The sequence below is a fragment of the Actinophytocola sp. genome, from assembly GCF_035634895.1.
Lineage (GTDB): Bacteria > Actinomycetota > Actinomycetes > Mycobacteriales > Pseudonocardiaceae > Actinophytocola.
Genome location: NZ_DASQCC010000182.1, coordinates 58,253 through 66,537, shown reverse-complemented (window position 1 = coordinate 66,537; position 8,285 = coordinate 58,253). Strand labels below are relative to the sequence as shown.

Annotated in this window: 5 protein-coding genes; 3 read left to right on the top strand and 2 right to left on the bottom strand. The window is 71.5% G+C overall.

Annotated elements, in window-relative coordinates:
- Positions 1-2,917 (bottom strand): AMP-binding protein (locus tag VET29_RS26865; protein WP_324925361.1); only part of this gene is annotated, 2,917 nt, incomplete at its 3' end.
- Positions 2,918-2,920: 3 nt separating this feature from the next.
- On the bottom strand, positions 2,921-3,691 hold the full coding sequence (locus VET29_RS26860) for an AfsR/SARP family transcriptional regulator (protein ID WP_324925359.1): 771 nt from the start codon (positions 3,689-3,691) through the stop codon (positions 2,921-2,923).
- 504 nt (positions 3,692-4,195) lie between these two features.
- Between VET29_RS26860 and VET29_RS26855 the strand changes: the two genes are divergently transcribed.
- The 3 genes from VET29_RS26855 to VET29_RS26845 are packed head-to-tail and all read left to right on the top strand — an operon-like array spanning position 4,196 to position 8,275.
- Entirely contained in the window at positions 4,196-5,185 is a 990-nt protein-coding gene (locus VET29_RS26855) for a hypothetical protein (RefSeq protein WP_324925357.1), read from the top strand.
- Positions 5,175-7,487, top strand: coding sequence for a heavy metal translocating P-type ATPase (locus tag VET29_RS26850; protein ID WP_324925355.1), 2,313 nt, complete (start codon positions 5,175-5,177; stop codon positions 7,485-7,487). The genes VET29_RS26855 and VET29_RS26850 overlap by 11 nt, the downstream gene beginning before the upstream one ends.
- 26 nt (positions 7,488-7,513) lie before the next feature.
- Complete coding sequence (locus tag VET29_RS26845) at positions 7,514-8,275, top strand: TauD/TfdA dioxygenase family protein (protein WP_324925352.1); 762 nt, start codon at positions 7,514-7,516, stop codon at positions 8,273-8,275.
- Positions 8,276-8,285: the final 10 nt, after the last annotated feature.

Sequence of the window (8,285 nt, the reverse complement as noted above, 5' to 3'; positions counted from 1 at the left end):
CCGAGGCCGCGTCCAGGTTCGTGGCGGTCGTCGCCAGCCACGCGGCTTCCTCGTGGAGCTCCTGCTCCGTCGCGGCGGACAGGAGCCATGGCAGCACCTGTGGGACTGCCGGCGACTCGGCCGGGGGCGCCGCCTCTATCGTCAGGCCGGGGAGTGTCACCTCGCGGCCCCGGGAGACCATGATCGCCTCCACGACCGCCGCCGCGTCCACAGTGGACTCCGCGGACACCCTCAGCACGGCGAGAATCGGATGGGCGTTCGCCGTGGCGACCGGCAGGCTCTCCAGTACCAGCATGCCGGCCACCGCTGTCGTGCACTCGCCCGACGACACCGCCTGTGCTGCCTGGCTCAACGCCGCTGCCGTGCCTGACGGGAACACCGCCGTGTTCGGGCCTCGCCACGAGCTTGGCTCTATGTGGCCCATTGCCACGATGGCTATCGGCTCTGCCTGCCACGGTGTGGGTTCCGGGCGTGGGTCTACCAGGGGGATTCCTAGGCGGTCCAGCAGGTGGTCGGCCAGTGTCGCTGGGGTTGGGTGGTCCGTCGTCACGTGAGCCGGTAGGTCCAGGCCTGTTGCCACGCAGAGCCGGGTGCGGAGTCTTGCTGTCGTCAGCCAGTCCAGGGTCAGTTCTTCCGCGGGTTTGCCCAGTACGCCGGCGATCTCCGCCTGGACGACATCGAGTAGCACCTGGCGGCGATCGGTGGCGGCCAGTACCCGTTCGCGCAGGGCCGCGCGTACCGCGTCGCCTGCCTGGTTGCCGCGGAGGCCCGCTATGACGCACGGTTCCGTTGCCGCCAGTGCCGCGTCCAGCATGCCCGGGCGCCAGGACGCCGGCAGCTCCGTGAAGCCGGGGCGGGTCCACGTCACCGCCACCGCCGGCAGCTCCAGCGCGCGGCGGTGGCGGACCAGTGCCTCGCACACCGCGGTCGCCGCGGCGTCCGCGCCCGAGGACAGCAGCACGAACGCCGCGAGGCTGTGGGAGAGGGATGCCTCGTGCAGGGCCAGTGCCTCGTCGGCGGGCAGGTCCACGCCGATCACCGCGTTGATCGGGTACTCGTCGAGGCACGTCGTCAGCCCGTCCACCTCGTGGGCGGCGGTGAGGTGCTCGGCCAGTGACAGCTCGCCGTTGACCAGCACCACCGTGCCGTACAGGGGCGGCCCGGCCGATGCGGCCGGCACCGACGTGTAGTTGGGACGCAGCAGGCCGCCGGCACGCACTGCCAGCTCGTCCTCCCCGGAGGCCACCGCCGCCGCGAGCAGGTCGGACGTCACCACGTCCGCGTCCACCAGCACCAGGCGGCCCGGGTGGCGCAGCTGCTGCGCGCTGCCCAGGCCCCACGCCGTCGCCCTCGACGGGTCGGGGGCGTAGCCGCCGGCGTGCACCGCGCCGTGTGTCAACAGGACCAGGCGGGTGCCGGCGTGCTCGGCCAGCCACGAAGTGACGAGGTCCGCCAGCATCGTGACGTCGTCGACCACGAAACCGGGAGCGTCCATGCCACTCATCAGCTCCGCCGGGCCGGCGACCGCCCATTCGCCTGGCTCCGCGGTCACCTCGGGCAGCGGTTCCCAGTGTTGGGCGAACAGCGTGTCGTGTGTGCCGGCGGCCACCCCGAGCAGGCGCGACGGCAGGCCGGGTAATCGGCGTCTCAGTGCGGAACCCGTTGCCGTGCGGGGGATCTCTCGGACGCCGTACAACTCCGCCGGTACCGCCGCCGCCGGCAGCGCCGCTCGGCACGCGGCGAACAGGTCCGCCGCGTCGACCCCGTCGGCCACCACGTACGCGACCGGGCCGTGGGCCGTCGCCGCGTCGCGGACGCCCGCCACCGAGCGGAGCGCCTCGTCGACCCGCGCCAACCGGACCACCTCGTCGGCGACCCGGATCTCCTCCGTCGCGCGGCCGGTGATCGTCAGGCGGCCCGACTCGTCGAACTCACCGAGATCGCCGGTGTGGTACCAGCCGCTGTGCCTTGCCGTCACCGTCGGGCCGCTCACCAGGATCTCGCCGTCATCGGACAGGCGGACCGTGACGCCCGGCAGCGGGACCAGGCCGTCGTGGCCGGGGCGGCTCATCGCCACCGGGCCGGCCGCCTCGGTGATCGTGTACACCGTCAGCAGCGGGAGCTTCGTGTCCGGGCGGCCCGGGCCGACCAGCAGTCCGAACCGGACACTCTCGTCGACGCGTCGCAGCTCCGTCAGCATCGCCGCGTTCCCGGCCACCACGGTGCTCTGCTGCTCGGCCAGCGCGTGCCGGACCTCGGTGCTGTTCAGGCCGGCGGCCAGCCACACCGACGCACCCGTCGCCACCGCGGCGAACACGTGGGCCACGCCGCAGTGCAACGGCAACGTCCACAACAGACGGTGGTTCGCGGAGAGCACATCCCCGTACGAGCCGAGGGAGGACCACAGCACGTTGCGCAGTGTGGCCGGTACCGCGCGGGGTGGTCCCGTCACACCCGCCGTGTGGCACAGGAACGACACGCCGTCGAGGTCGATGCCGTCGCGGGCCGAGGAGATCGGGTCGGTCGTCGCCAGCATCTCGTAGTCGAGGGCGGCACCCGCGTACGGGCCGTCGACTATCAGGGTGCGCGGGGACACCCTGGCCGCGCCGGCGGCGTCGGTGATCACCGTGCGGAGGTCACCTAGCGGACCGTCCACTGTGGAGTCCAGCGGAACCGCCACCGCGCCGGCGCGGACCACGGCCAGGAGGCTCTCCACGCCCGCCACGCCGTCCAGCAGGACGCCCACGCGGTCGGCCGGGCGCACCCCCAGGTCGGCGAGGTGCCCGGCCAGCCGCTCCGTGCGTGCCGCCAGCTCCGCGTGGGTCACCTCGCGCCGCACGTCCGCGAACGCGATGCCGGTGCGGTTGGCCGCCGCCCTCAACAGCTCGGGCAGCGGCCGGAGCTGGTCCGTACGCACGGGTCAGGCCGCGACAGCGGAGACCTGGATGGCCGCGTCGTGTTCGAGGATCCGCTGTTGTAGCTCCCGCAGCGCCCGCCCGGGCTCCAGGCCCAGGCCGTCGATCAGCGCCTCGCGTGTCCGTCGGTAGACCCGCAGCGCGTCGGCCTGCCGGCCGGAGCGGTACAGCGCCAGCATGAACTGCAGGCACAGCCGCTCCCGCAGTGGCTCGGTCGCCGTCAGGACCTCCAGCTCCGGGGTTATCTCGCGGTGGCGCCCGCACGCCAGCTCGGCGTCCAGGCGGTCCTCCAGCGCGGACAGCCGCTCGTCCTCGATGGCCGCCAGCTCGGACCAGCAGATGCCGGTCTCCACCAGGTCGGCCAGCGCCCGGCCGCGCCACAGGGAAAGCGCGTCGCGCAGCAGCTCCACGCCGTGGGCCGGCATGCCGTCGGTGATCGCGGCGCGGCCCTCGCGGACGAGTCCGCGGAACCGGAACAGGTCGACGTCTTCGGTGTCGACGCGCAGCTGGTAGCCGGGGGCGTGCGTCTGCAGCGCCGGCGCGTCGGCGTGGTTCGCGAGCATCCGGCGGATCGCCGAGACCGCGTTCTGGACCATCTTGCGTGCGGTGGGGGGCGGGTTGCCCTCCCACATCGCCTGCAGGATCTGGCTTGTCGGCACGACCTTGTTGGCGTGCAGCACCAAGTACCCGAGGATCGCCCGCTGCTTGACCCCGCCCAGCTCCAGCTGGACGCCGCCCGCGGTGACCTCGGTCGAACCGAGAACAGAGAACTGCATGGTCTCACTCCGAGTCGGAAACCGGTCGCCGCCGAGCGTCGCATCGCAGGTCACCGCGCGGGAACCCCAAGGTCACGAATCGTGAAATTATCATGACAACGAATGACGCCGGCACCGGTGAGCCATTCATGACCGGCAAATGAGAAACCCTTGAGCGGTCGGTGAGTGCGGACCTTGCCGGCGCGCATGCCGATGCCGGACATTGGGAGTCGAGTGGTGCGCCCAAGGTCCGGCCCACCGCCGGGGCGGGGCAGACGCGCCGGCGGTGGCGCCAACGAACCAGATCGCGGGAAACCGGCCAGGCAGCCGCGCTGCCACCACCAGCGGCTGCCTCCTCATCTCTGCCATTCAAGTCGCCGACAACCATCGAGGATTCCATCGGGCGGTAATTCCTTACTTGCGCGGTGGGGTCCTCACGCTCGTTTTCCTGGCCCGCACGCACGCGCACTGCCTATTCTCGCCACGAGGCCAGGGAAACCGGGTAGTCCACATGGGACGGGAACAATGAAGACGTTGACGAAGCTCGGGGCGTTCGCGCTCGCCCTTGTGCTGGTTTTCGGGAGCGCCTATGTCGTCGGCCGGGTCGTCGGCCCGCCGCCCGCGGCACCCGCACCGGCCGCCGCGACGGCGACGGAGGTCGAGCCGGCGGCCAGCGGCCTGGAGATCACCGGCGAGAGCATGCAGATCAAGGTGCTCACCGACTCGGTGCGGGCCGGCGAGCCGGTCACGTTCGCCTTCCAGATCCTGCAGTACGACGGCACGCCGCTGGTGAAGTACAAGGCACAGCACGACAAGCTGCTGCACCTGATCGTCGCGCGGCGCGACCTCACCAACTTCCAGCACGTGCACCCCAACCTCGGGCCGGACGGCGTGTGGCGGGTGCCGATGACCTTCGCGGAGGCCGGCGAGTACAAGGTCATCGCCGACTTCTTCCCGTTGTGGGGCATCCACAACTCGGTCGTCGGCGCGGACGTGTCGGTCGCGGGCGACTTCCAGCCGCACGCGCTGCCGGCGGTGTCGAACACGGCCACCGTCGACGGCTACACGGCGACCATGAAGGGCTCGCTGTCCGCGGGCAAGATGAGCAACCTGACGATCAGCATCGCCAAGGACGGCAAGCCGGTCACCGACCTGGAGCCCTACCTCGCCGCCTTCGGCCACCTGGTGGTCCTGCGGGACGGCGACCTGGCGTACCTGCACGTCCACCCGCAGGGCACGCCGGGCGACGGCAGGACCAGGCCGGGGCCGGACATCACGTTCATGGCCACCGCGCCGACCTATGGCATCTACCGGATGTTCCTGGACTTCCAGCACGGCGGTGTCGTGCACACGGCCGTGTTCACCATCAACGTCGGCGGCAAGAACCCGCCGCCGCACGGGCTGGACGAGGCCACCTACGAGGCCATCAAGGCCCAGAACGAGAAGGCCGCGCTGAACGGCACCGCTCCGAAGGCGGCCGGCGGCACCTCCGGAGGGGCGACCCATGGCCACTGACGACCGGTGCGAGCTCGTCATCGGCGGCATGACGTGCGCGTCGTGTGCCGCGCGGATCGAGGAGCACCTCAACGAGATCGACGGCGTCGAGGCGTCGGTCAACTACGCCACCGAGAAGGCCAGGGTGACGCTCACGGCCGACATCTCGGCCGAGCGGGTGATCGCGGCGGTCGAGGAGATCGGCTACTCCGCCAAGCCGGTGGTGAAGGAGGCGACGACCTCCACCGTGAGCCCGGCCGACACCGAGGAGGCACGCCACGACGCGGACCTGCGGGCCGCGCGCAACCGGGTGTGGATCGTCGTGGTGCTGGCCGTGCCGGTCATCGCGATGTCCATGTGGGACAAGCTGCAGTTCGAGTACTGGCAGTGGGCCTGTCTCGCGCTGTGCGGCCCCGTCGTCGTGTGGGGTGCGTGGCCGTTCCACCGGGCCGCGTTCCAGAACCTGCGGCACGGCGCCGCCACGATGGACACGCTGATCTCGGTCGGCACGCTGTCGGCGCTGCTCTGGTCGCTCTACGCGTTGTTCCTCGGCGACGCCGGCATGGCCGGCATGACGCACCCGTTCCGCATCACGATCGAGCGGACGGACGGCACGGGCAACATGTACCTCGAGGTCGCCGCCGGTGTGACGCTGTTCATCCTCTGTGGACGGTACTTCGAGGCGCGTGCCAAGAGACGGTCCGGCGCGGCCCTGCGGGCACTGCTTTCCCTGGGGGCCAAGGACGTCGCGGTGCTGCGGGACGACGCCGAGGTCACCGTCCCGGTCGGCGAGCTGGTCGTGGGCGACCGGTTCGTGGTGCGGCCGGGGGAGAAGGTCGCGACCGACGGCGTGATCGAGGAAGGCTCCTCCGCGGTCGACGCGAGCATGCTCACGGGCGAGTCGGTGCCGGTCGAGGTCGGGCCGGGTGACGAGGTGGTCGGCGCGACGGTGAACGTCGGCGGGCGGATCGTCGTGCGTGCCGTGCGGGTCGGCGAGGAGACGCAGCTCGCCCAGATGGCCCGGCTCGTCGAGGAGGCGCAGACCGGGAAGGCCGAGGTGCAGCGCCTCGCGGACCGGGTGTCCGGGATCTTCGTGCCGTTCGTCATCGCGCTTTCCCTTGCCACACTGGGCTACTGGTTCGGCACGGACCAGCCGCCGGCGGCCGCGTTCACCGCGGCGGTCGCCGTGCTGATCGTCGCCTGCCCGTGTGCGCTCGGCCTCGCCACGCCGACCGCGCTGCTCGTCGGCACCGGTCGCGGCGCGCAGCTCGGCATCCTCATCAAGGGCCCGCAGGTACTGGAGTCGACCAGGACCGTGGACACCGTGGTGCTGGACAAGACCGGCACGGTCACCACCGGCGAGATGTCCCTCGTGGACATCGTGCCCGCCGACGGGGTCAAGGGCGTCGAGCTGCTGCGGCTGGCCGGCGCGCTGGAGAACGCGTCCGAGCACCCGATCGCCCGGGCCATCGCGGCCGGCGCGCTGGAGCAGCTCGGGCTGCTGCCCACCGTGGACGGATTCGCCAACGAGGCAGGGCTCGGCGTGCGTGGCACGGTCGACGGCCACGAGGTGATCGTCGGCCGGACCTCGCTGCTCGCCGAGTGGGCGGACGCGCTGCCGTCGGAGCTGGCCACCGCCAAGGCGGCCGCCGACGCGGCGGGCCGGACGTCGGTCACGGTCGGCTGGGACGGCGCGGTGCGTGGCCTGCTCGTCGTGTCGGACACGGTGAAGCCGACCAGCGCGCAGGCGGTGCGACAGCTGCGGAAGCTCGGCCTCACCCCGGTCCTGCTCACCGGCGACAACGCCGCGGCGGCACAGGCGGTCGCGGACGAGGTCGGCATCACCGAGGTGGTCGCCGAGGTGCTGCCGGCCGACAAGGTCGCGGAGGTGAAACGCCTGCAGGAGAGCGGAAAGGTCGTCGCGATGGTCGGCGACGGGGTCAACGACGCCGCCGCGCTCGCGCAGGCCGACCTGGGTATCGCGATGGGCACCGGCACGGACGTGGCCATCGAGGCGAGCGACCTGACGCTGGTGCGGGGTGACCTGCGCGTGGTGGCGGACGCGATCCGGCTGGCCCGCCGCACGCTCGGCACGATCAGGGGCAACCTGTTCTGGGCCTTCGCCTACAACGTCGCGGCGATCCCGCTGGCGTCGAGCGGGCTGCTCAACCCGATGCTCGCCGGGCTGATCATGGCCGGCAGCTCGGTGTTCGTGGTCTCGAACAGCCTGCGCCTGCGGCAGTTCAAGCCGCTGGCCGGCAACGAGGCGCCGAGTGCCGAGGCAGCGGAGGTCGAGCAGAAGGCGATGGCGACGGCTGCCTGACGACGGTCGGACATGGGGTCTTGTCGATGAGAATCACCGCACAGGTAGGTAGGGCGCTCGGCGTGACGGTCGAGGGCTTCGCCGCCGGACGAGCGACCGCGGCGGACATCGCGGAGCTGAAGGAAGCGGTCTACACCAACAAGATCGCCGTGGTGAAGGGCCAGGAGCTGACCCCACGACAGTTCCTGGCCCTCGGCAGGCGGCTTGGGCGGCATGCCGACTTCCACCTGCCGGTCTACTGTCAGGCCGGCAAGTTCTGGCATTCCAACCGGCACCTCACCGCCAACCCGTTCGACCTCTCGCTGAGCTACCCGAGGGCCGTGCCGACGTACTTCATCGACATGGCCGCGGCGTACGAGCGGCTGCCCAACGACCTGAAGTTCGAGGTCCGGTACGCCACCGCGACCTACGGCGTTCTCCGCTACGCCGAGCTCGGGCCGCGCGACAAGGCCCAGAAGCTGGCGGACATCGTCGAGCAGGTCAACGCGAGGACCCCGCCGGTCACGGGCCCGGCCGTCTCCAAGCACCCGCACACGGGCGAGACCGTGCTGCACGTGAGCGAGGGCTTCACCATGGCACTGCAGGACACCGACGGCGCCGACCGGCCGGACCTGCTCGCCGCGCTCCTCCGGGAGACCGGGCAGCTCGACCCCACCTACCAGCACGAGAACATCCACCTGCAGGCATTCGAGCAGGGCGACCTGCTCGTCTGGGACAACCACAGCCTCGTCCACCGCGCCGCGCACAACGCGGCGCCGGAGCCCGTGGTGTCCGTCTATGACGAGTGATCCCGATTGG

Bases quoted from the DNA above. Each gene is read 5' to 3' on its own strand.
- VET29_RS26860 (WP_324925359.1), bottom strand. From the start codon at position 3,691: ATGCAGTTCTCTGTTCTCGGTTCGACCGAGGTCACCGCGGGCGGCGTC.
- VET29_RS26855 (WP_324925357.1), top strand. From the start codon at position 4,196: ATGAAGACGTTGACGAAGCTCGGGGCGTTCGCGCTCGCCCTTGTGCTG.
- VET29_RS26850 (WP_324925355.1), top strand. From the start codon at position 5,175: ATGGCCACTGACGACCGGTGCGAGCTCGTCATCGGCGGCATGACGTGC.
- VET29_RS26845 (WP_324925352.1), top strand. From the start codon at position 7,514: ATGAGAATCACCGCACAGGTAGGTAGGGCGCTCGGCGTGACGGTCGAG.